The organism is Enterobacter cloacae complex sp. P42RS (genome assembly GCF_014930595.1).
Classification (GTDB): Bacteria; Pseudomonadota; Gammaproteobacteria; order Enterobacterales; family Enterobacteriaceae; genus Enterobacter; species Enterobacter bugandensis.
This window is the reverse complement of the sequence record NZ_JADBRK010000001.1, coordinates 104083-123746: the sequence shown is the minus strand read 5'-3', so window position 1 is coordinate 123746 and position 19664 is coordinate 104083. Positions and strand designations below refer to the sequence as shown.

Below are 19664 nucleotides of genomic sequence, written 5' to 3'. Positions count from 1 at the left end.
GAGGAACGCCCATGAGTATGTCATCCATACCTTCGCATTCCCCATCCGGTAAGCTCTATGGCTGGGTTGAAAGGATCGGCAATAAAGTGCCGCACCCTTTCCTGCTGTTTATCTATCTGATTGTGATTTTGATGGTTGCCACCGCCGTGCTCTCGGCCTTTGACGTCAGCGTGCGCAGCCCGGCAGACGGCAGCCTGGTGGCGGTGAAAAACCTGCTCAGCATTGACGGGCTGCACTGGTTTTTACCGAACGTGATCAAAAACTTCAGCGGTTTCGCTCCGCTGGGGGCCATTCTGGCGCTGGTGCTGGGCGCCGGGCTGGCTGAACGCGTGGGCTTGTTACCCGCGCTGATGGTAAAAATGGCGTCCCACGTCAGCGCGCGCTATGCCAGCTACATGGTGCTGTTTATTGCCTTCTTCAGCCACATTTCATCCGATGCCGCGTTGGTGATTATGCCGCCGATGGGGGCGCTGATCTTCCTCGCCGTCGGGCGCCATCCCGTGGCGGGTCTGCTGTCGGCCATTGCGGGCGTGGGCTGCGGCTTTACCGCCAACCTGCTGATCGTCACCACCGACGTGCTGCTCTCGGGCATCAGCACGGAGGCGGCGAAAACCATTGATGCGGCCATGCACGTCAGCGTGATCGACAACTGGTACTTTATGGCCAGCTCGGTGATTGTCCTGACGATTGTCGGCGGGCTGATTACCGATAAGATCGTCGAGCCGCGTCTGGGCAAATGGGAAGGCCGTAGCGATGAAAAGCTGGAGACGCTGAGCAAAGAGCAGCGCTTCGGCCTGCGCGTGGCCGGGCTGGTCTCGCTGGCGTTTATCGCGCTGGTGGCGCTGATGGTGGTGCCGGAAAACGGCATACTGCGCGATCCGGTTAAGCATACCGTCCTGCCGTCGCCGTTTATTCAGGGCATCGTGCCGCTGATTATTCTCTTCTTCTTTGTCGTTTCGCTCGCCTACGGAATCGCTACCGGCAAAATCCGCCGTCAGGGCGATCTGCCGCAGCTGATGATCGAGCCGATGAAAGAGATGGCGGGCTTTATCGTGATGGTATTCCCGCTGGCGCAGTTCGTGGCGATGTTTAACTGGAGCAACATGGGAAAGTTTATGGCCGTGGGCCTGACCGACGCGCTGGAGGCTGCCGGATTAAGCGGCGTACCGGCGTTTGTCGGGCTGGCGCTGCTGTCATCCCTGCTGTGCATGTTTATTGCCAGCGGTTCCGCCATCTGGTCAATTCTGGCGCCGATCTTCGTGCCGATGTTTATGATGCTCGGGTTCCACCCGGCGTTTGCCCAGATCCTGTTCCGCATCGCGGACTCCTCGGTGATCCCGCTGGCGCCCGTCTCACCTTTCGTTCCGCTGTTTTTAGGTTTCCTGCAGCGCTATAAGCCCGAGGCCAGACTGGGTACCTACTATTCGCTGGTTTTACCCTACCCGCTTATCTTTTTAGGGGTATGGCTGGTGATGCTGGTGGCATGGTATCTTGTCGGCCTGCCAATTGGGCCGGGGATATACCCTAGGCTAAATTAAAGGATTGAAAATGCTGAGATTACTCGAAGATAAAATTGCGACGCCGCTCGGGCCGCTGTGGGTGATCGCGGACGAGCAGTTCTGCCTGCGCGCCGTTGAGTGGGAAGAGCACAGCGACCGCATGGAGGAACTGCTTGATATTCATTACCGCGCACAAGGTTATGAACGCATCAGCGCCACCAACCCGGGCGGGCTGAGCGACAAGCTGGCGGCGTATTTTGAAGGCGATCTCAGCATCATTGACACTCTGCCAACCGCCACGGCAGGTACCCCTTTTCAGCGCGAAGTGTGGCAGGCGCTGCGGTCGATTCCGTGCGGGCAGGTCATGCATTACGGCCAGCTCGCGGAGCAGCTAGGCCGCGCAGGCGCCGCACGCGCGGTGGGTGCCGCCAATGGCTCTAATCCGGTCAGCATTGTGGTGCCCTGCCATCGGGTCATTGGCCGTAACGGCACCATGACCGGCTATGCCGGCGGCGTGCAGCGCAAGGAGTGGTTACTGCGTCACGAAGGGTATCTCTTGCTGTAGATCCCAGGCTTTTTGTGCTTAATTTTCTATCGGTTAGGCTAAAAATCCATAATCAAGCTGTGGAATTTCAAGAAGATGGCAACACGTTGCCGTCTCTTGTCCTTATTGAGGGTTTGTCAGGCTTACGTACTTACCAAAAAGATGTTAAAATTGACCAATATCAATTAAGGCTTGAGCAAACCTATGATCCCGGAAAAGCGAATTATACGACGCATTCAGTCTGGCGGTTGTGCTATCCATTGCCAGGATTGCAGCATCAGCCAGCTCTGTATCCCGTTTACCCTGAATGAGCATGAACTCGATCAGCTTGATAATATCATCGAGCGCAAAAAGCCGATTCAGAAAGGGCAGACGCTGTTTAAAGCGGGAGACGAACTGAAATCGCTCTATGCTATCCGCTCTGGCACCATCAAGAGCTACACCATCACCGAACAGGGTGACGAGCAGATCACCGGCTTCCACCTGGCAGGCGATCTGGTGGGCTTTGATGCCATCGGCACTGGTCACCACCCGAGCTTTGCTCAGGCACTCGAAACCTCAATGGTTTGCGAAATTCCGTTTGAAACCCTGGACGATCTGTCCGGTAAGATGCCTAACCTGCGTCAGCAGATGATGCGTCTGATGAGCGGTGAGATCAAAGGCGATCAGGACATGATTCTGCTGCTTTCTAAAAAGAACGCAGAAGAGCGTCTGGCCGCGTTTATCTACAATCTCTCCCGCCGCTTCGCCGAGCGCGGTTTCTCGCCGCGTGAGTTCCGTCTGACCATGACCCGTGGCGATATCGGTAACTACCTGGGCCTGACCGTTGAAACCATCAGCCGTCTGCTGGGTCGTTTCCAGAAGAGCGGAATGCTGGCCGTTAAGGGTAAATACATCACTATCGAAAACGGCGAAGCGCTGGCCGTTCTTGCCGGACACGCCCGCAACGTGGCGTAACTCTCCGCATGTTGATAACCAGACTGATAAATTCAAGTAATTTATTGGTCTGGTATCATCGCTTCCGCTTTAAGACATTTTCACCGTAGCACGTCCCCACACAGCGCCTGAAAGGTTGTCGTTGAGGTTATGAATTGAGAGAAAGTTTGTTTTTCGTTTCAGTCGTGATCGCCTCAGTGACCTTTATATTCATCTGGATCATGCTTATTGGTCCGATGAAGGGGGAGGAAAAAACCTACGTTCAGGATTCCACGACCTTTGCGATAGCGGTGATGGTGCTGCTGTTCATTGCGTTTATCGCGGTGACATCCACCGTGCTTTTCCTCTGATAAATTTTCATGAATTATTGATCTGGCAAAAGCTCCCCTCTGTTTCATTCAGGATATATAGGTTACTCTTTTAATTACAGACTGTGGTGACAGTAGTAAGGAGACCTGTATGGCCAAGTATCAAAACATGCTGGTAGCTATCGATCCGAATCAGGACGATCAGCCGGCATTACGACGTGCTGTGTATTTACATCAACGGATTGGTGGCAAAATCAAAGCGTTTTTGCCGATCTATGACTTCTCGTATGAGATGACCACCCTTCTGTCGCCTGACGAGCGCACCGCTATGCGTCAGGGCGTCATCAGCCAGCGTACCGCGTGGATCCGTGAACAGGCGAAGTATTACCTGGAAGCGGGAGTGCCTATTGATATTAAAGTGGTCTGGCATAACCGACCTTTTGAGGCCATTATCCAGGAAGTGGTTGCCGGTGGGCACGACCTGCTGCTGAAGATGGCGCACCAGCACGACAAGCTGGAGTCCGTAATCTTCACTCCGACCGACTGGCATCTGTTGCGTAAATGCCCTTGCCCGGTCTGGATGGTGAAAGACCAGCCGTGGCCTGAAGGCGGGAAAGCCGTTGTGGCGGTGAATCTCGCGAGCGAAGAGGATTATCACAATTCGCTCAACGAGAAGCTGGTGAAGGAGACCATCCAGCTTGCCGATCAGGTTAACCATACCGAAGTGCATCTGGTGGGCGCCTATCCGGTTACCCCGATCAATATCGCCATTGAGCTGCCGGAATTTGACCCTAGCGTCTATAACGACGCGATCCGCGGTCAGCACCTGCTGGCGATGAAAGCGCTGCGCCAGAAGTTCAGCATTGACGAGAACATGACGCACGTGGAAAAAGGGCTGCCTGAAGAGGTGATCCCGGATTTAGCCGAACATCTGCAGGCCGGGATTGTGGTGCTGGGCACCATTGGCCGGACCGGTATCTCTGCTGCCTTCCTCGGCAATACCGCCGAACAGGTGATCGACCATCTGCGCTGCGACCTGCTGGTCATCAAGCCGGATGAGTATCAGACGCCGATTGAGCTGGACGACCCGGAAGACGATTAACGTAAACATCAAAGCCCGCCGCTCCGGCGGGCTTTTCTCATCAGCTCTCCATTACCGGCTTCGGCTGTTCACCTGACTCATCCTGCATCCACGGCGCGTGCAATACCATGCTGGGCAGCGCCAGCTTAATCCCCTGGGCGTTCAGCCCTTCAAGAATACGGATATTGATCTCCTGCTGGATGTCCATGTATTTGTTGTAATCCGCGGTATTAACGATATGGACGACTTCGAACGTCAGGCGGTCGCGGTCAAATCCCAGAAAATGGGCACGATCGAATTTTGTCTCGCCGACATCGGTAATGATCTGCCTGACCATATCCCCCACGTAGCGCAACTTATCGGGCGGCGTGTCGCTGGCAACGCCAAAGGTAAAGACGATGCGACGCGTCTGCATGCGTTTGTAGTTGTGAAGCGTCTGCTGAAGCAAAATGGCGTTACCGCAGACGATCTGCTCCCCGCTCAGGCTGCGGATACGGGTCGTTTTCAGGCCAATGTGCTCTACCGTCCCCGCCACGTCGTTGAACACCACAAAATCGCCAATTTCAAACGGCTTATCAAAGCCGATAGAGAGCGAGGCAAACACATCGCTGAGGATCGTTTGTACGGCGAGGGCGATGGCAATACCCCCTACCCCAAGGCTGGCAACCAGAGCAGTGATGTTGACGCCCGCGTTAGCAAGGATAGACAGCAGCATCACTGACCAGACGATGGCACGGAGAATAAGCCCCGTGATCACCAGCGTGACCGGGTTTTTATGGCTTCCGGGCGCCAGCATGACGTGACGAAGCCACGACACCACCCCCTGATCCATCCACAGCGCCACCTGGATGGCGAAAACCAGAAACCAGGCGTGGCTCACGGTGCCAAAGAGATGATCCGGCAAGTCAACGAAACGCAGGCTGAAGAGCAGCGCCACCACAAACAGCAGGAATCGGCTGGTGCGGTTAAGCATATCGGTCAGGATAAAACGCATCCGGTTGGTGGTCGGGTGCTTATCGCCCCAGGTGGTGATGCCTTTCTTAACGAATGCGATCAGGCGCGTTAGCAGCCAGTACACCAGCAGCGTCACAAAGACAACCGTGGCGGCGCCTATCCAGAATGTCGGCGTCATCATCAGCGCGATGATGTCGAAGCGGGACAGAAATTGCATTACACCTCCTCGTATTACACAAAGGGTAAAGTATAGACAGAGGAGAAACGCTGGCCGCAGAAATAGGAAAACCGCCCCGAAAGGCGGTTTGTCAGGGTGAAGCGAATTACAGCGCTTTCAGAATCGCATCCACGCTGGCTTTGGCGTCGCCAAACAGCATATGGGTATTCTCTTTGAAGAACAGCGGGTTCTGCACGCCAGCATAGCCGGTGTTCATCGAGCGTTTGAAGACAATGACGTTCTGCGCCTTCCACACTTCCAAAACCGGCATCCCGGCGATTGGGCTACGCGGATCGTCCTGTGCCGCCGGGTTAACGGTGTCGTTAGCACCAATAACCAGCACGGTGTCGGTGTCGGCGAAATCATCATTGATCTCGTCCATCTCCAGCACGATGTCGTATGGCACCTTCGCTTCCGCCAGCAGTACGTTCATGTGGCCCGGCAGACGTCCGGCCACAGGGTGAATACCAAAGCGAACTTTGATACCGCGCGCGCGCAGCTTCTCGGTGATTTCCGCCACCGGATACTGCGCCTGCGCCACCGCCATACCGTAGCCTGGGGTGATGATCACAGAATGCGAGTTTTTCAGCATTTCCGCGGTGTCTTCCGCGCTGATCTCACGGTGTTCACCCACTTCTTCGTCAGAGCCGGTAGAAGAACCGTCAGAACCGAAGCCACCGGCGATAACGCTGATGAACGAACGGTTCATCGCCTTACACATGATGTAAGACAGGATGGCACCGGAAGAACCGACCAGCGCACCGGTGACGATCAGCAGGTCGTTGCTCAGCATAAAGCCCGCAGCCGCCGCTGCCCAACCGGAGTAGGAGTTCAGCATCGAGACAACCACCGGCATATCCGCACCGCCGATGGACGCCACCAGATGCCAGCCAAACGCCAGCGCGATGATGGTCATCACCAGCAACGCCAGTACCTGCAGGCCCACGCTTTCGGTACGCACGAAGACCACCAGGAGCACAAACGACACCACCAGCGCCGCCAGGTTCAGCTTGTGACGGTTAGGCAGCATCAGCGGTTTAGAAGAGATCTTACCGCGCAGCTTGCCGAACGCCACGATAGAACCGGTGAAGGTTACTGCACCGATGAAGATACCGAGGAACACTTCGGTCAGATGAATGTTGACCAGAATCGGCTCCATGCCCGGTTCGTGATACAGGTAGCTGTTGAAGCCCACCAGCACCGCTGCCAGGCCCACGAAGCTGTGCAGAATCGCCACCAGCTCCGGCATCTCGGTCATTTCCACGCGCTTCGCCAGGCGAATACCAATCGCGCCGCCGATGATCATCGCCACCAGGATCCACGCCACGTTGCCGGTATCCGGCCCGAAGATGGTGGCAATCAGCGCAATCGCCATCCCGGCGATACCAAAGTTATTTCCCTGCTGAGACGTTTCGTGTTTGGAAAGCCCCGCCAGACTGAAAATAAACAGGATTGCAGCAACAATGTATGCGGCTGTCACTAATCCTCCAGACATATGCTACCCCTTAGCCTTTACGAAACATTTTCAGCATGCGCTGAGTCACGGTGAAGCCACCGAAAATATTGATACTGGCGATCAGCACCGCGATAAAGCTCAGGAAGCTGATCCAGCCGCCGTGTCCAATCTGCAGCAACGCCCCTACCACGATGATCCCGGAGATAGCGTTGGTCACCGACATCAGCGGCGTATGCAGCGCATGGGAGACGTTCCACACCACGTAGTAACCCACAACGCACGAGAGTGCGAAGACGGTAAAGTGGCCGAGGAACTCTTTCGGCGCGACGTCAGCCAGCCAGCCGAACAGAATAATGACCAGCGCCATGATGGCGTATTTGCGCCACGGAGAAGCCGGTTTTGCCGGTTCTTTTGGCTCGGGTGCCGCTTTTGGCGCAGCCTGGGGCTGGGCTGAAACCTGAATAGGCGGCGCAGGCCAGGTAATTTCACCTTCGCGAACGACGGTGACGCCGCGCACCACCACATCGTCAAAATCGACGGTGATGTTGCCGTCTTTCTCTTTGCAGAGCAGCTTCAGCAGGTTAACGAGGTTGGTGCCGTACAGCTGAGACGACTGGGTTGGCAGGCGGCCAGGCAGGTCGGTATAGCCGATCACCTTCACGCCGTTCGCGGTCGTGGTCACCTGATTGGCAACGGTATACTCGCAGTTACCGCCGTTTTGCGCCGCCAGGTCGACAATCACGCTGCCCGGCTTCATGGAGTCGACCATCTCGCGGGTGATCAGCTTCGGCGCCGGTTTACCCGGAATAAGCGCGGTGGTAACAATAATGTCGACGTCTTTCGCCTGCGCGGCGAAGAGTTCCATTTCGGCTTTGATAAAGGCTTCGGACATCACCTTCGCGTAACCATCACCGCTGCCCGCTTCTTCCTTAAAGTCCAGCTCAAGGAATTCGGCCCCCATGCTCTGAACCTGTTCCTTCACTTCGGGACGGGTGTCGAACGCGCGCACGATAGCGCCCAGGCTGTTTGCCGCACCAATTGCGGCAAGACCCGCCACGCCCGCGCCAATCACCATCACTTTCGCCGGTGGGACTTTCCCCGCCGCGGTGATCTGGCCGGTAAAGAAGCGTCCAAATTCGTGGGCTGCTTCAACAATGGCGCGGTAGCCGGCAATGTTTGCCATGGAGCTCAGCGCATCCAGCGACTGTGCGCGCGAAATACGCGGCACAGAGTCCATCGCCATCACGGTCACGCCACGGGCCGCCAGCTTCTCCATCAGTTCAGGATTTTGTGCAGGCCAGACGAAGCTCACCAGCGTGGTGCCTGGATTCAGCAGCGCAATCTCACTCTCTTCCGGCGCGTTGACCTTCAGAATCACGGGCGACTGCCAAACTTCAGCACTGTCCACCACTTCCGCGCCAGCCTGAATAAAGGCTTCGTCATCGAAACTCGCCAGCTTGCCTGCGCCGCTTTCAACCGCGACGGTAAAACCCAGCTTAAGCAGTTGCTCCACCGTTTTCGGTGTTGCCGCTACGCGGGTTTCATTGGCTAACCGTTCTTTTGGTACCCCAATACGCATAGTTTTCCCTTCCATCGGTTTTTGATGATGGTTTGTCGATAAATGCCCGCGGTTTGTATCAATTTTCGCCAGCATGATAGCGACGAGAAATGAGTAACCCCGCAAAATAAAACAGTAACAAACTGTCTATAACCTACTGAAAATAGCGCTTGTGATCTACCGCCAGAAAACACTATTTCTTACTTTATCTGTGAAAAATAAGCGATCGGCGTCACTGACAGTGATATTTACCTTAAATTCATCGCCAGAACCGATAAATCGCGCAAGCGAAACGGTAAAAACATGATATAGCGCCATAAGAGAACAAGTTATTAACATTAAATTAACTTGTAAAAGTCATATGCTTTATCAGTTTTGCTTGTCAAACGCCTGTTTTTTCAACATATCACTAAATGTTATCGAATTCGGTAATTGAGTGAGCACAGGCAGTGAAAAATGGCGCAGACAGCGACGGGTTTTAAATGCCATAATCGGGGCCGTCTCAAATAAACAACAATACCAGTGCATGGTTTGCGCAAGGCGAAGGATTATTTTTATGAAGCTTAAGAACACACTCCTGGCGTCCGCACTTCTCTGTGCGACCGCCCTGTCTGCGAATGCCGCAACAGAGTTAACGCCAGAGCAAGCGGCAGCGTTAAAACCTTTTGACCATACGGTCATTGTGGGTCGTTATAATTCTATTGGCGATGCCGTCGCCGCCGCATCAAAAGCCGCGGATAAAAACGGGGCGGCCTCGTTTTACGTAGTTGACCAGTCCGATTACGGCAACAGCGGTAACCAGCGCGTGACCATTGCGCTGTATAAAGATAATGCACCAAAGGCTGACGCGCCGAAAAATCGCGTGATCAACGGTATCGTTGAGCTGCCGAAAGATCAGGCCATTGAGCTGGAACCTTACGACACCGTTACCGTTCAGGGCTTCTATCGCAGCCAGCCAGAAGTGAACGATGCCATCACCAAAGCCGCGAAAGAGAAAGGTGCCTACTCTTTCTATATCGTGCGTCAGGTGGATGCTAACCAGGGCGGCAACCAGCGCATTACCGCATTCATCTACAAAGAAGATGCGAAAAAACGCGTTCTGCAGAGCCCGGATGCCATCCCTGCGGATTCTGAAGCGGGTCGCGCGGCGATAGCCAAAGGCGGCGAAGAAGCGAAGAAAGTTGAAATTCCGGGCGTAGCGACCTCTGCGGCGCCAAGCGCTGAAGTGGGCCGTTTCTTTGAAACGCAGTCCACGAAAGGTGGCCGTTACTCCGTGACGCTGCCGGACGGCACCAAAATTGAAGAGCTGAACAAAGCCACTGCCGCGCAGATGGTGCCGTTCGACAGCATCAAGTTTACCGGCAACTACGGCAATATGACGGAAGTCTCTTATCAGGTCGCGAAGCGTGCGGCGAAGAAAGGGGCGAAGTATTACCACATCACCCGCCAGTGGCAGGAACGTGGTAACAACGTGACCATCAGCGCCGATCTGTACAAGTAACAAAACCGTTGAAGAAAGGCGGCGCAATGCCGCCTTTTTTGTTACTTTTTTTGAAAATCTGCCACACATCATTGCATGCTTTCGTTACACTCCGTAAAATCCCGCGCCTTAGTGTGATCCACCATTTTTATGCGCCTTAGCGAAATAATTATTCTGGATTGGGACTTTTCATAACAGGAAGCCAATGGAAAAGAAACTTGGCCTGAGTGCTTTAACTGCACTTGTATTGAGCTCAATGCTGGGCGCGGGCGTATTCAGTTTACCGCAGAACATGGCGGCCGTCGCAAGCCCTGCCGCCCTGCTCATTGGCTGGGGCATTACCGGTGTCGGGATATTGCTGCTGGCGTTTGCCATGCTATTGCTGACGCGCATTCGCCCGGATCTGGACGGCGGCATTTTCACCTATGCACGTGAAGGTTTCGGCGAGCTGATCGGCTTCTGTTCCGCCTGGGGCTACTGGCTGTGCGCGGTCATCGCCAACGTCTCTTATCTGGTGATTGTCTTCTCGGCGCTCAGTTTCTTTTCCGATACCCCTGAGCTGCGCCTGTTTGGCGACGGTAATACCTGGCAGTCTATCGTCGGCGCCTCGGTGCTGCTGTGGATTGTTCACTGGCTGATTTTGCGCGGTGTCCAGACCGCCGCCAGCATCAACCTGGTGGCAACGCTGGCGAAGCTGGTGCCGCTTGGCCTGTTTATCGTGCTGGCCTTTATCGCGTTTCGTCTCGACGTGTTTTCGCTTGATTTCAGCGGCATTGCGCTGGGCGTTCCGGTCTGGGAGCAGGTGAAAAACACGATGCTGATTACCCTGTGGGTATTTATCGGCGTTGAGGGTGCCGTCGTGGTTTCTGCCCGCGCGCGTAATAAGCGCGATGTGGGACGCGCCACGCTGCTGGCCGTCCTGGCAGCGCTGGGCGTGTATCTGCTGGTGACCCTGCTGTCGCTGGGCGTGGTGGCGCGTCCTGAACTGGCCGAAATGCGTAACCCGTCCATGGCAGGCCTGATGGTGAAAATGCTCGGCCCGTGGGGCGACGTGGTGATTGCCGCAGGGCTGATCGTCTCCGTCTGCGGCGCTTATCTGAGCTGGACCATCATGGCGGCTGAAGTGCCGTTTCTGGCCGCTACGCACAAGGCGTTTCCCCGCCTGTTTGCTCGTCAAAACCAAAATAATGCGCCATCAGCCTCACTCTGGCTGACCAACATCAGCGTTCAGGTCTGTCTGGTGCTGATCTGGCTCACAGGTTCAGACTATAACACCCTGCTGACCATCGCCTCGGAGATGATTCTGGTACCCTATTTCTTAGTGGGTGCGTATTTGTTAAAAATCGCCACGCGTCCGGCGCACTATGTTGTGGGCGTAGGGGCCTGTATTTACGGCCTGTGGTTGTTGTATGCTTCCGGGCCGATGCATCTGCTGCTGTCGGTTGTGCTGTATGCGCCGGGTCTGCTGGTGTTTATCTATGCCCGCCGCACGCATCAGCTGGAGAACGCGCTGAAACGCCGTGAAATGGCCTTAATCGGGCTGTTACTGGTTGCTGCCGTACCGGCAACCTGGATGTTAATGGGATAGCACTGTCTTTCCCATTGTTGAACTGTAAAGGAGAATACGATGGGAAATGCACCGCTTCGCCCAATACTGATCACCGGTGGAGGCCGCCGTATCGGCCTCGCCCTCGCCCATCACTTTCTCAACCTTCGCCATCCGGTCATTGTCAGCTACCGTACGGAATACCCGTCGATTGAGGGGCTGCGCAAAGCCGGAGCGATCTGCATTCAGGCTGATTTTTCCACCGACGAAGGCATTCTGGCCTTTGCCGAACAGGTTAAATCCACCGCGACGGGGTTGCGCGCCGTGATCCATAACGCCAGCGCATGGTGTGCCGAGAAGCCCGGCACGTCCCTCAGCGATACGCTCTCCGCCATGCTGCAGATCCACGTTAACGCCCCTTATCTGCTTAACCACGCGCTGCAGGATCTGCTGCGCGGCCACGGGCATGCGGCGGGCGACATTATTCACTTTACCGATTATGTGGTGGAGCGCGGCAGCGACAAGCATATCGCCTACGCGGCCAGCAAAGCCGCGCTGGATAACATGACGCGCTCCTTTGCCCGCAAGCTCGCGCCCGAGGTAAAGGTGAACGCCATCGCCCCGGCGATGATTTTGTTTAACGAACACGATGATGCGGAATACCGCCAGCAGGCGCTGAATAAGTCGCTGATGAAAATTGCCCCAGGCGAGAAAGAGGTGATCGACCTTGTAGATTATCTGCTCACCAGCTGCTACGTCACCGGCAGAACCTTTGCCGTGGACGGCGGTCGCCCGCTGCGCTAGTGAAAGCGGCTCCAGAAGAAGATTAACACCCAGGCGCTGAGCCCCCAGCAGACCACTGCCCCGCCCAGCGCCAGGGGAAGCCGCAGAAAACCGGTGAAATACCACAGGGAAAGCAGGTAGAGAAAGTACGGAATGATTGACCACATGCCAAACACGATGGTCGTGCGTAGCGCTTCCGTACCCCGCTCAGAGGCCACAATATAGTGGGCAATCAGCGCAAAGGTCGGGAATAGCGGGATCAGCCCGGCAATATAATAGTTTTTGGTTTTTGCCAGAATGCCAATCAGTAACACCACCAGCGCCCCCAGCGCGGCTTTGATAACCAGCCCCATATTTTTTCCTATAACAATCAAATAACAAGAAACGTCAGAATAACGGAAGCGGCGTTAATTTTGAAAGATTAATGGAAGGTTAAGGTTCCGCGGTGTATTTTGGCTTTTTTCACGAAAACAGACGCTGTATGAATAAGATTGTATATGTTGAAGACGAACCCGAAGTCGGGCAATTGATCGCCGCCTATCTGGGTAAACATGATATGGACGTCATTGTCGAGCCTCGCGGCGATCGTGCCGAAGAGGTGGTCGTCCGTGAAAACCCGGATTTAGTGCTGCTGGACATCATGCTGCCAGGCAAAGACGGCATGACGCTCTGCCGGGACCTGCGCGCCCGCTGGGACGGTCCTATCGTTCTGCTTACCTCACTGGACAGCGATATGAACCATATTCTGTCGCTGGAGATGGGCGCCAATGATTACATTCTGAAAACCACACCGCCTGCCGTCCTGCTGGCCCGCCTGCGCCTGCATTTGCGCCAGCACGCCAGCATCGAACGCGAAGCGCCCGCGCCGTCCCTGACGCCGCACAAAGCGTTGCGCTTCGGTACGCTGTCTATTGACCCGGTTAACCGCCAGGTCCTGCTTTCCGGCGAGCTTATCGCCCTTTCTACCGCAGACTTTGACCTGCTGTGGGAGCTGGCCACGCATGCCGGGCAAATCATGGACCGCGACGCGCTGCTGAAAAACCTCCGTGGCGTGAGCTATGACGGTATGGATCGCAGCGTTGATGTGGCGATTTCGCGATTACGCAAAAAACTGCAGGATAACGCCACCGAGCCCTACCGCATTAAAACCGTGCGTAACAAGGGTTATCTGTTTGCCCCACACGCCTGGGAAACCTGATAAAAGATAACATGCGCGAAATGAAGGCATCAGGCGTCTAAGCCCTTTCTTTCGCGCGTTAATTTTCACGTTTGCGCAACAGTTAACTTGATAAGCGCGCGAACTTATCCATAATTATTATTCACACGTTATCTCCTTTAAGTCGCGCCGGGCCGGCTATAAGCCCACACCTTTTCAGCACATTCTCTCCCATGAAATCTTGAAATGAGGATTTAAGCCTATGAGATATGTATAGCTACTCTGAAGTAGAAGCCATTAAAACCAATCTTGAATGGATAGTTAATCAGGCAGCAGCTAGCCATGCCTCACCCTCACGTGCCGATCAAAAAGCGCTCATTGACCTCCTTGAACTCATCCAGTTTTACGAAATACTCCTGGATTTGATTAACGAATTTGGGACTGCCGTGATCGATCCGCACATTGCGGAAGGTCTGGCCATAACGGAAACACTCATCGGCAGGGTAAAAAACAGCGCGAATGCCATGTAACGCGCTTCACAGACATGAAAATATCGATGGGATTTCATGTATATTCTGCACAAAGCGTTTCTTCGGTGAGATCCAATGAAAAAGCTGTTTGTGCAGTTTTATCTTTTACTGTTTGTCTGCTTCCTGGTGATGACCATGCTGGTCGGCCTGGTTTATAAATTCACCGCCGAACGTGCGGGCCGGCAGTCGCTGGACGATCTGATGAAAAGCTCGCTCTATTTGATGCGCAGCGAGCTAAGAGAGATCCCGCCACACGACTGGGCGAAAACCCTGAAAGAGCTGGATCTCAATCTGTCATTCGATTTACGCATTGAGCCGTTAAAAGATTTTGAGCTGGATCCGCCCGCCATGCAGCGTCTGCGCGACGGTGACATCGTCGCGCTGGATGAGAAATACACGTTTATCCAGCGCATTCCGCGCAGCCATTATGTGCTGGCCGTCGGGCCGGTGCCCTATCTCTATTATCTGCACCAGATGCGCCTGCTGGACATGGCGCTGATGGCCTTTATCGCCATTTCGCTCGCATTTCCGGTCTTTATCTGGATGCGGCCCCACTGGCAGGACATGCTGAAGCTGGAATCTGCCGCGCAGCGTTTTGGCGAGGGGCATTTTACCGAACGCATTCACTTCGACAGCGGTTCCAGCTTCGAGCGTCTGGGCGTGGCCTTTAACCAGATGGCCGATAACATCAACGCCCTGATCGCCAGTAAGAAGCAGCTGATCGACGGAATTGCGCACGAGCTGCGCACGCCGCTGGTTCGCCTGCGCTACCGTCTGGAGATGAGCGAGAATCTGACCGAGGCAGAGAATCAGGCGCTTAACCGCGACATTGGCCAGCTTGAAGCGCTGATTGAGGAGCTGCTGACCTACGCGCGTCTCGACCGCCCGCAAAACGAGCTGAACCTCACCACGCCGGATCTGCCCGCCTGGCTGCAAACCCACATTGATGACGTTCAGAGCGTAAACCCGCAGCGCACGCTGTTGACGCGCGTCACGCCGGGTGACTACGGCGCGCTCGATATGCGCCTGATGGAGCGCGTGCTGGACAACCTGATGAACAACGCCATGCGCTACAGCGAAAGTACGCTCCAGATTGCCCTGGATTTGCAGGGCAACCGGGCCAGCCTGACGGTGGAGGACGACGGACCGGGAATTTCCCCCGAAGCGCGAGAAACCGTGTTTGAACCGTTTGTCCGCCTCGATCCCAGCCGCGATCGCGCCACCGGCGGATGCGGCCTGGGGCTGGCGATTGTCCACTCTATCGCGCAGGCGATGGGCGGCACGGTACACTGCGAGGAGAGCGAGCTCGGCGGCGCGCGCTTCTGCTTTAGCTGGCCGGTGTACCATAACATCGCCCTTCCCGTCCCTGCCTGACCTCAACCGCACGCTGGCCTGACCCGGCGTGCTGTGCTATATGATAAGTATGTTGTAACTAATGAGAGTGTTTATGGCGAACTACGATCTCATCGAACGGCTTAACGGCACGTTTCGGGAAATAGAACACGAACTCCTGACCCTGACCGAGCGTTTGCAGGCCTGTCGCCTGCTGGCCGCGCGCGTCTTTACCCTGCCGGAAGTGGCTAAGGGAGCCGAGCACGATCCGCTGGACACCATCGAGGTCGAACAGCACATCGGCAGCGCGGCCCTTGAGCTGGCGCTAAAACACTATCGTCGCCTGTTTATCCAGCAGCAGTCAGAAAACCGCAGCAGCAAGGCCGCCGTGCGCCTGCCGGGGGTCATCTGCCTGCAAACCGATGCGACATCGCGCGAAGCGCTGGAAAGCCATATTGCGCATATCAACACCCTGAAAGCGGCCTTTGAAAAGATCATCACCGAAGAGTCCGGCCTCGCCCCTGCCGCGCGGTTTGAGTGGGTGCACCGCCAGCTTCCGGGGCTGATTACCCTGAATGCCTATCGGACGCTGACGGTACTGCGTCACCCCGCTACGCTGCGCTTCGGCTGGGCGAATAAGCACATCATTAAAAACTTCACCCGGGATGAGATTCTGGCCCAGCTGGAAAAAAGCCTGAAGACGCCGCGCACCGTCGCGCCATGGTCGCGGGAGCAGTGGATTGAGCGCCTGGAGCAGGAGTACCACAGCATCGCCTCGCTGCCGGTGGATGCGCGCCTGAAGATAAAGCGCCCGGTGAAGGTGCAGCCTATCGCTCGCGTCTGGTATTCCGGTCAGCAAAAGCAGGTACAGTATGCCTGCCCGACGCCGCTGATTGCGCTTTACGATGCCGATCAGGGCGCGGTGGTACCCGATATCGGGGAACTGCTGAATTACGATGCTGACAATGTTCAGCACCGTTACAGACCTCAGGCGCAGCCGCTACAGCTGATTATTCCTCGGCTGCACCTGTACGTGGCGGGATGATTATTTCAGGCTGCCGACCATCGCTTCCGGCCGAACCCAGGCGTCAAACTCCGCCTCCGTGAGATAGCCCAGCGCCAATGCGGAGGCTTTCAGCGTCAGCCCCTCTTTATGCGCTTTTTTGGCGATCTCGGCGGCCCTGTCATAGCCAATATGGGTATTGAGCGCGGTGACCAGCATCAGAGATTCATTGAGCAGCTGGCTGATGCGTTCGCGATTGGGCTCAATCCCCACCGCGCAATGCTCGTTAAAGCTCTCCATCCCGTCCGCCAGCAGACGAACAGATTGCAGCACGTTGTGGATCACCATCGGGCGATAGACGTTCAGCTCGAAGTTGCCGGACGCACCGCCCATGTTGACGGCCACGTCGTTGCCCATCACCTGGCAGCAGAGCATGGTCATGGCTTCGCACTGGGTCGGGTTCACTTTACCCGGCATGATGGAGCTGCCCGGCTCGTTTTCCGGGATGCTGATTTCACCGATGCCGCAGCGCGGGCCCGAGGCCAGCCAGCGCACGTCGTTAGCAATTTTCATCAGCGAGGCCGCCAGCCCCTTCAGCGCGCCATGGGTGTGGACCAGCGCATCGCAGGTCGCCAGCGCTTCGAACTTATTGGGCGCCGTGACGAACGGCTGTCCGGTGATGGCAGCAAGCTCCTCCGCCACGCGCACCGCGTATTCTGGATGGGTATTTAACCCGGTACCGACCGCCGTCCCACCGAGCGCCAGCTCCGCCAGGTGCGGCAGGCTGTTCTCGATATGCTTCAGATTGTGTTCCAGCATCGCCACCCAGCCGGAAATCTCCTGGCCGAGCGTCAAAGGCGTGGCGTCCTGCAGGTGCGTACGGCCAATCTTGACGATGTCGCGGAAGGCCTGCGCTTTCTCGTTAAGCGTGGATTTGAGCACGTTGAGCTGCGGGATAAGCTGCTCGCGAATGGCGATTACCGCCGCCACGTGCATCGCCGTCGGGAAAACGTCGTTAGAGCTCTGGCTTTTGTTGACGTCATCGTTCGGGTGGACCTTACGTTCCATGCCGCGCACGCCGCCCAGCAGCTCGCTCGCCCGGTTCGCCAGCACTTCGTTCATGTTCATGTTGCTCTGGGTACCGGAACCGGTCTGCCAGATAGCGAGGGGAAATTCGTCAGGATGCTTGCCCGCCAGCACTTCGTCTGCGGCGTTGATAATGGCGGTGGCTTTATCGGTGTCCAGCAGGCCCAAATCCTGGTTCACTTTCGCGGCGGCGCGTTTGGTCAGCGCCAGCGCCTGAATCAGCGAGACGGGCATTTTTTCGGTCGAAATACGGAAGTGCTCCAGCGAACGCTGGGTTTGCGCGCCCCATAGCTTGTTGGCCGGGACGTCGATGGCGCCCATCGAGTCTTTCTCATGGCGTACCGTGGTCATTACTTTCTCCTTGATAACAAAAGAGGGATTGCTCACATGCTTAAGGGATAAGTATTGATGACTTCTGAGAAACGGTATGGCGCTTTGTGCGCTCTTTTTGATGTCGGGTGGCGGCGGCGCCACCCGTTTTTTTCAATTTACTTCACGCACGCAGAACACTGGGACGACTGGATCTGCTTGAAGAAGTCGTTGCCTTTGTCATCCACCAGGATAAACGCCGGGAAGTCTTCCACTTCGATTTTCCAGATCGCTTCCATACCCAGCTCCGGGTATTCCACGCACTCCAGGCTCTTGATGCTGCCCTGCGCCAGAACCGCCGCCGGGCCGCCGATGCTGCCGAGGTAGAAGCCGCCGTGCTTGTGGCACGCGTCCGTCACCTGCTGGCTGCGGTTGCCTTTAGCGAGCATGATCATGCTGCCGCCGTTGGCCTGCAGCTGATCAACGTACGAGTCCATACGCCCTGCCGTGGTTGGGCCTAACGAGCCGGAGGCATAGCCTTCAGGCGTTTTCGCCGGGCCCGCGTAGTAGATCGGGTGATCTTTAATGTACTGCGGCAGCCCTTCGCCGTTGTCCAGACGCTCCTTCAGCTTCGCGTGCGCAATGTCGCGGCCCACGATGATCGTGCCGTTCAGCGACAGGCGGGTCGAAACCGGATACTGAGACAGCTGCGCCAGAATCTCTTTCATCGGACGGTTAAGGTCAACGCGAACCGCTTCCCCCTCACCCGCTTTGCGCAGCGCTTCCGGAATATATTTACCCGGGTTGTTTTCCAGCTTTTCGATCCACACGCCTTCGCGGTTGATCTTGGCCTTGATGTTGCGATCCGCAGAGCAGGAGACGCCCATCCCGACCGGACAGGATGCACCGTGACGCGGAAGACGGATCACGCGCACGTCGTGGGCGAAGTACTTACCGCCAAACTGCGCCCCGAGCCCCAGATTACGCGCCTCTTCCAGCAGCTCCTGCTCAAGCTGCACGTCGCGGAACGCCTGACCGTGCTCGTTACCTTCAGTAGGCAGGCCGTCGTAGTATTTGGTCGAGGCCAGCTTGACGGTCTTCAGCGTGCTTTCAGCTGAGGTTCCGCCAATCACGAAGGCGATATGGTACGGCGGGCACGCCGCGGTGCCGAGGGTACGCATCTTCTCAACCAGGTAATTTTTCAGCTTGCCCGGAGTGAGCAGCGCTTTGGTTTCCTGGTAGAGATAGGTTTTGTTGGCTGAACCGCCGCCTTTGGCGATGCAGAGGAATTTGTACTCGTCACCGTCAACGCTGTAGAGGTCAATCTGTGCAGGCAGGTTAGTGCCGGTGTTGACCTCTTTGTACATATCCAGCGCCGCGTTTTGCGAGTAGCGCAGGTTGTCTTCGGTGTAGGTGTTGTAGACGCCCTGAGCCAGCGCCGCTTCGTCACCGCCGCCGGTCCAGACGCGCTGGCCTTTTTTACCGACGATGATCGCCGTGCCGGTGTCCTGGCAGGTGGGCAGAATGCCTTTCGCCGCGATATCGGAGTTACGCAGGAACTGCAGGGCAACGTACTTGTCGTTTTCGCTGGCTTCCGGGTCGCTCAGAATATCGGCAACCTGCTGCTGATGCGCGGGGCGGAGCATAAAGGAGGCATCGTGGAAAGCGTGCTGCGCCAGCAGCGTCAGCGCCTGCGGATCCACCTTGAGGATCTCTTGTCCTTCAAACTCAGAGACGGAGACGTGATCGCGGGTTAACAGGTAATACTCGGTCTGATCCTTACTGAGGGGGAAAGGATCCTGATAATGGAAGGGTTTATTCGACATTGTTCTCTCACTTACTGCTTCGGTCTGTTTATTCAGGGCAGATGTTCCGCTGCCCGGCTT

General features: G+C 56.1%; 18 protein-coding genes. 12 read left to right on the top strand and 6 right to left on the bottom strand.

From position 1 onward, the window contains the following. The first annotated feature begins 11 nt into the window (after positions 1 to 11). The 5 genes from abgT to uspE all read left to right on the top strand — a co-directional run bounded on the left by abgT (position 12) and on the right by uspE (position 4389). Entirely contained in the window at positions 12 to 1538 is a 1527-nt protein-coding gene (abgT, locus tag IM314_RS00615; RefSeq protein ID WP_048999464.1) for a p-aminobenzoyl-glutamate transporter, read from the top strand. Between the two features lie 10 nt (positions 1539 to 1548). Further along, positions 1549 to 2064, top strand: a complete 516-nt coding sequence (gene ogt / locus IM314_RS00610) for a methylated-DNA--[protein]-cysteine S-methyltransferase (RefSeq protein WP_028012946.1) — start codon at positions 1549 to 1551, stop codon at positions 2062 to 2064. A gap of 183 nt (positions 2065 to 2247) precedes the next feature. Then, positions 2248 to 3000, top strand: a complete 753-nt coding sequence (gene fnr, locus IM314_RS00605; protein ID WP_006174991.1) for a fumarate/nitrate reduction transcriptional regulator Fnr — start codon at positions 2248 to 2250, stop codon at positions 2998 to 3000. A gap of 176 nt (positions 3001 to 3176) precedes the next feature. After that, on the top strand, positions 3177 to 3329 hold the full coding sequence (locus IM314_RS00600) for a hypothetical protein (RefSeq protein ID WP_223239597.1): 153 nt from the start codon (positions 3177 to 3179) through the stop codon (positions 3327 to 3329). A gap of 109 nt (positions 3330 to 3438) precedes the next feature. Beyond that, on the top strand, positions 3439 to 4389 hold the full coding sequence (gene uspE / locus IM314_RS00595; protein WP_028012944.1) for a universal stress protein UspE: 951 nt from the start codon (positions 3439 to 3441) through the stop codon (positions 4387 to 4389). A gap of 40 nt (positions 4390 to 4429) precedes the next feature. On the opposite strand, the gene IM314_RS00590 is transcribed toward uspE, so the two are convergent. From IM314_RS00590 to pntA, 3 genes are all read right to left on the bottom strand, one after another. After that, on the bottom strand, positions 4430 to 5539 hold the full coding sequence (locus IM314_RS00590; RefSeq protein WP_041910286.1) for a mechanosensitive ion channel family protein: 1110 nt from the start codon (positions 5537 to 5539) through the stop codon (positions 4430 to 4432). A 106-nt stretch (positions 5540 to 5645) separates the two neighbouring features. Then, entirely contained in the window at positions 5646 to 7034 is a 1389-nt protein-coding gene (gene pntB, locus IM314_RS00585) for a Re/Si-specific NAD(P)(+) transhydrogenase subunit beta (RefSeq protein WP_013096868.1), read from the bottom strand. Between the two features lie 10 nt (positions 7035 to 7044). Then, a complete protein-coding gene (gene pntA / locus IM314_RS00580; RefSeq protein WP_047365354.1) occupies positions 7045 to 8574 on the bottom strand; it encodes a Re/Si-specific NAD(P)(+) transhydrogenase subunit alpha in 1530 nt (509 codons plus the stop codon). Between the two features lie 535 nt (positions 8575 to 9109). Here pntA and ydgH point away from each other — a divergent pair. The 3 genes from ydgH to folM all read left to right on the top strand — a co-directional run bounded on the left by ydgH (position 9110) and on the right by folM (position 12383). Further along, a complete protein-coding gene (gene ydgH / locus IM314_RS00575) occupies positions 9110 to 10054 on the top strand; it encodes a DUF1471 family protein YdgH (protein ID WP_028012941.1) in 945 nt (314 codons plus the stop codon). Positions 10055 to 10238: 184 nt separating this feature from the next. Further along, a complete protein-coding gene (locus IM314_RS00570; RefSeq protein WP_193358320.1) occupies positions 10239 to 11621 on the top strand; it encodes an amino acid permease in 1383 nt (460 codons plus the stop codon). A 39-nt stretch (positions 11622 to 11660) separates the two neighbouring features. Continuing rightward, positions 11661 to 12383, top strand: coding sequence for a dihydromonapterin reductase (gene folM, locus IM314_RS00565; RefSeq protein ID WP_041910292.1), 723 nt, complete (start codon positions 11661 to 11663; stop codon positions 12381 to 12383). Here the strand turns inward: folM and IM314_RS00560 are convergent. Next, positions 12380 to 12715, bottom strand: coding sequence for a GlpM family protein (locus IM314_RS00560; RefSeq protein ID WP_014883596.1), 336 nt, complete (start codon positions 12713 to 12715; stop codon positions 12380 to 12382). The two genes, folM and IM314_RS00560, sit on opposite strands and share 4 nt — an antisense overlap. Positions 12716 to 12843: 128 nt before the next feature. Here IM314_RS00560 and rstA point away from each other — a divergent pair, with 128 nt between their 5' ends. The 4 genes from rstA (at position 12844) to tus (ending at position 16425) form a co-directional block, all read left to right on the top strand. Continuing rightward, complete coding sequence (gene rstA / locus IM314_RS00555; RefSeq protein WP_028012938.1) at positions 12844 to 13560, top strand: two-component system response regulator RstA; 717 nt, start codon at positions 12844 to 12846, stop codon at positions 13558 to 13560. Positions 13561 to 13787: 227 nt separating this feature from the next. After that, a complete protein-coding gene (locus tag IM314_RS00550) occupies positions 13788 to 14048 on the top strand; it encodes a hypothetical protein (RefSeq protein WP_047365355.1) in 261 nt (86 codons plus the stop codon). 75 nt (positions 14049 to 14123) lie between these two features. After that, a complete protein-coding gene (gene rstB, locus IM314_RS00545; protein ID WP_047365357.1) occupies positions 14124 to 15422 on the top strand; it encodes a two-component system sensor histidine kinase RstB in 1299 nt (432 codons plus the stop codon). Between the two features lie 73 nt (positions 15423 to 15495). Beyond that, positions 15496 to 16425, top strand: coding sequence for a DNA replication terminus site-binding protein (tus, locus tag IM314_RS00540; RefSeq protein ID WP_193358321.1), 930 nt, complete (start codon positions 15496 to 15498; stop codon positions 16423 to 16425). On the opposite strand, the gene fumC is transcribed toward tus, so the two are convergent. Both fumC and fumA read right to left on the bottom strand, forming a co-directional pair. Continuing rightward, on the bottom strand, positions 16426 to 17820 hold the full coding sequence (fumC, locus tag IM314_RS00535) for a class II fumarate hydratase (protein WP_193358322.1): 1395 nt from the start codon (positions 17818 to 17820) through the stop codon (positions 16426 to 16428). It abuts the gene before it with no gap. A gap of 137 nt (positions 17821 to 17957) precedes the next feature. Next, positions 17958 to 19604 carry a class I fumarate hydratase FumA gene (fumA, locus tag IM314_RS00530; RefSeq protein ID WP_193358323.1) on the bottom strand — a complete coding sequence of 549 codons (1647 nt, stop codon included), beginning with the start codon at positions 19602 to 19604 and terminating at the stop codon, positions 17958 to 17960. Positions 19605 to 19664 lie beyond the last annotated feature (60 nt).

Coding starts and splice junctions, on each gene's coding strand:
- ogt (WP_028012946.1), top strand. CDS start 1,549: ATGCTGAGATTACTCGAAGATAAAATTGCGACGCCGCTCGGGCCGCTG.
- fnr (WP_006174991.1), top strand. CDS start 2,248: ATGATCCCGGAAAAGCGAATTATACGACGCATTCAGTCTGGCGGTTGT.
- fumA (WP_193358323.1), bottom strand. CDS start 19,604: ATGTCGAATAAACCCTTCCATTATCAGGATCCTTTCCCCCTCAGTAAG.
- pntA (WP_047365354.1), bottom strand. CDS start 8,574: ATGCGTATTGGGGTACCAAAAGAACGGTTAGCCAATGAAACCCGCGTA.
- pntB (WP_013096868.1), bottom strand. CDS start 7,034: ATGTCTGGAGGATTAGTGACAGCCGCATACATTGTTGCTGCAATCCTG.
- rstA (WP_028012938.1), top strand. CDS start 12,844: ATGAATAAGATTGTATATGTTGAAGACGAACCCGAAGTCGGGCAATTG.
- tus (WP_193358321.1), top strand. CDS start 15,496: ATGGCGAACTACGATCTCATCGAACGGCTTAACGGCACGTTTCGGGAA.
- IM314_RS00550 (WP_047365355.1), top strand. CDS start 13,788: ATGTATAGCTACTCTGAAGTAGAAGCCATTAAAACCAATCTTGAATGG.
- IM314_RS00560 (WP_014883596.1), bottom strand. CDS start 12,715: ATGGGGCTGGTTATCAAAGCCGCGCTGGGGGCGCTGGTGGTGTTACTG.
- abgT (WP_048999464.1), top strand. CDS start 12: ATGAGTATGTCATCCATACCTTCGCATTCCCCATCCGGTAAGCTCTAT.
- IM314_RS00590 (WP_041910286.1), bottom strand. CDS start 5,539: ATGCAATTTCTGTCCCGCTTCGACATCATCGCGCTGATGATGACGCCG.
- uspE (WP_028012944.1), top strand. CDS start 3,439: ATGGCCAAGTATCAAAACATGCTGGTAGCTATCGATCCGAATCAGGAC.
- IM314_RS00570 (WP_193358320.1), top strand. CDS start 10,239: ATGGAAAAGAAACTTGGCCTGAGTGCTTTAACTGCACTTGTATTGAGC.
- rstB (WP_047365357.1), top strand. CDS start 14,124: ATGAAAAAGCTGTTTGTGCAGTTTTATCTTTTACTGTTTGTCTGCTTC.
- ydgH (WP_028012941.1), top strand. CDS start 9,110: ATGAAGCTTAAGAACACACTCCTGGCGTCCGCACTTCTCTGTGCGACC.
- fumC (WP_193358322.1), bottom strand. CDS start 17,820: ATGACCACGGTACGCCATGAGAAAGACTCGATGGGCGCCATCGACGTC.
- folM (WP_041910292.1), top strand. CDS start 11,661: ATGGGAAATGCACCGCTTCGCCCAATACTGATCACCGGTGGAGGCCGC.